We start from the raw sequence: 2,695 nt of genomic DNA, 5'->3' as shown, positions 1-2,695 counted from the left end.
CTTGCATCGGCTAGGCCAAACCCCATTCCGGCAATAATATTGCGGTAACTCTCGGTATGCAGATCAGTAAACCCTTCAGAGAACTCGATCTCCTTCCCTTCCATGGTTATGGATCGGAACGTACGCTGCCCCTTGAGCTTAACGGCCTCCGGTATATCGTTGTAATCGACGCTCAAGAACCAACGAACCCGAGCCCTCTTTAGGCGTAGAAAGCCTGCTGCGCGCTCCGGTTCCGAGAGGTGAACAACGCTCTCCTGAGGTTCACCAAAAACCCAGCTGAGCATGTCGAAAAAGTGAATGCCAATGTTGGTGGCCACGCCACCTGATTTTTGAATATCGCCCTTCCACGAAACGAAATACCAATTACCACGACTCGTAATGTAGGTTAAGTCTACATCGAAAACCTTATCGGCAGGGGCCTTGGCCACCTCTTCCCGAAGCGCAATAATTGCTGGGTGCAGGCGAAATGGTTTCCATCCCCATTAATTACGGGTTGTTCGTGGTTAAGCAGCAGCTTCACAAACTTGGGAATTACGGCTGCGTAAGCACCCTCCGGATCTTGTCGTCGTCCAAAAACGTTAAAATATCGTAACCCAATGGTTTCAATGCCATACAGCTTGGAGAAGTTGTCGGCATAGAGCTCATCGGCATATTTGGTAATGGCATAGGGCGAAAGCGGCTTTCCAATTAGATCCTCCACTTTTGGAAGACCGGGGTGGTCGCCGTAGGTAGAGGAGCTGGCTGCATACACAAATCGCTTGATGCCTGACTCCTTGGCGGCAAAAAGCATTCGAACAAAGCCACCCACATTAACATCCGTGGTGGTTATGGGATCGTTAATAGAGCGAGGAACACTTCCCAATGCTGCTTCATGAAAAACTAAATCAACCCCATTCACAGCCTTTAAGCAATCGTCGTAGTTGCGAATATCCCCTTCGATTAGGGTGAAGCTCGGATTACTTATAAATGAAGAGAGATTCTCCCGCTTACCGGTTGAAAAGTTATCTAAACAAACAACATAGTTTCCATCACCAAGCAAGGATTCACATAGGTTGGAACCAATAAACCCAGCTCCACCTGTTACTAATACTCGCTGATTTTTAAGTAATTGTGTCGTCATTTAATAAACAAAAGGAAAAGAGTTACACACTTAACAAAACATGCCTAAACTTATCAATATCTGCAACCTTTTCTTTAATAATTGTAACAACAATATCAAGATTTATTCGCTTGTAATCGTGCACCAAAATATTTCTAAAGCCAACCATTTGCTGTAACGACAAAGAAAGTTCATTAGAAATATACCCGTGTTCAAAGAGCATTTGAAAGACCTCACGGTTAGCTTGAGGAATCCCAAGATTTTGCTTACGAATAATATGGGCACCTGCATCAATACAAGCCTGTATTGCCCTCTCCAAGTTGAGCATTATGGCATCCTGCACAGTAAAATTTACAGTAAAGTCATGCTCGTGTTCACGATATTCGTCCTCAATACGTTTTAAGCACTTGGACAGAGTCTCCGATTTATTGAGTAATGTATTGTCCATCATAGCACTTGTTTACCGTATCTATCATTCACAATGTCCCGTCTAACTTCATTGAGGTATAGATAGTCACTCCAAATTCTATTTTCAATGAAATGCATTCGCTCAATATCCTTAGTATAAATGCGTCGACCGGTAGTTACAACCTCATAGCAAAACACCTCGGAAGCACCACGCATATCAACTAAATCAACATCGGTGGAGAAAAGTGCGGCCAATCGCTCCTGTACAGCAAAGCACTTCAACTCTTCCACTGATGAAGAAGAGTTCCAGAAAGCAATGTCTAAATCACTTTGCGAATGGGTTTTTCCAGTAGCCATACTCCCAAAAAGATATATCAACTCTATTTCAGGAAACTCTGATAGTAGAAGATCGATTACCTTTTGTTCTGAGAATTTTAGCATTTAAAAAAATGAAGTATAAAAATATTCAAATTGGAATAACCATCACACAGCTTCGCCTCCTCAGTCACATTAACGTGACCGAATACAAAAATTGGGAGGTCAAAAGTAGATATTTATCGCCAATTGGCAAATAAAATCAGCCAGAATGAGGATTCGTCAATTATTTTTAATCGTTGATCAAGAAGGTTCGTAGAGCAATCAGCTCAAGGTAAGGATTCCAACTGATTATTCTTGGATTTGAAAAAAAAAGCATATTACAAATCGGGATAAACTGGAAAAGAAGATCGTTCTCTTTGTGAATAAAATAGGTTAAAATAGTGCCGATAAATTGCTAGGATTACCAATAAATCAGTAATGAAATATACACAATAGGCACATTGTAGCACATTGAGATTCTAAAATTCGCAACGTGCAAAATAATTCACACTGAGTTTCACTGGCAAGATTCAACTCACAAATGCAACTCAGCGTAATTAAAACATCGCCAAATTATAGGCTCCAGTAAGTAAACGAGTTCACCTTATTCTTGAAAATCCCCTTCACGTCGACAAATACACATCCGCTGGCGGCATACTTCTTGAACCACTCCTCTGTGAGCCCTACATACTGCTGATGGCTAACAGCAACTAAAATAGCATCGTATAGGCCAGTAGGTTCAGTGGCCATGGTTATCCCATACTCCTCATGCACCTCGTGAGCATCGGCAAAGGCATCGATTACGTCCACATTAAGTACGCCAAATGAATG

The 2,695-nt window shown here is 41.9% G+C and carries 3 protein-coding genes and 2 pseudogenes; all 5 read right to left on the bottom strand.

The annotated features are described in order from the left end of the window. On the bottom strand, positions 1 to 428 hold a 428-nt coding region (locus tag BLS65_RS17470; protein WP_317039075.1), incomplete at its 3' end, for a Gfo/Idh/MocA family oxidoreductase. 38 nt (positions 429 to 466) lie between these two features. Next, positions 467 to 1,120 (bottom strand): annotated as a pseudogene (locus BLS65_RS17465) (NAD-dependent epimerase/dehydratase family protein); the annotation flags it as partial. 22 nt (positions 1,121 to 1,142) lie between these two features. Beyond that, positions 1,143 to 1,547, bottom strand: coding sequence for a type VII toxin-antitoxin system HepT family RNase toxin (hepT, locus tag BLS65_RS17460; protein ID WP_212590592.1), 405 nt, complete (start codon positions 1,545 to 1,547; stop codon positions 1,143 to 1,145). Next, a complete protein-coding gene (gene mntA / locus BLS65_RS17455; RefSeq protein ID WP_092441068.1) occupies positions 1,547 to 1,948 on the bottom strand; it encodes a type VII toxin-antitoxin system MntA family adenylyltransferase antitoxin in 402 nt (133 codons plus the stop codon). Before mntA ends, hepT begins: the two co-directional genes overlap by 1 nt. Before the next feature lie 489 nt (positions 1,949 to 2,437). Then, a pseudogene (locus BLS65_RS18565) lies at positions 2,438 to 2,695 on the bottom strand (nucleotide sugar dehydrogenase); the annotation flags it as partial.

The sequence above is a fragment of the Williamwhitmania taraxaci genome, from assembly GCF_900096565.1.
Lineage (GTDB): Bacteria > Bacteroidota > Bacteroidia > Bacteroidales > Williamwhitmaniaceae > Williamwhitmania > Williamwhitmania taraxaci.
This window is presented reverse-complemented; position numbering and strand designations above follow the sequence as displayed.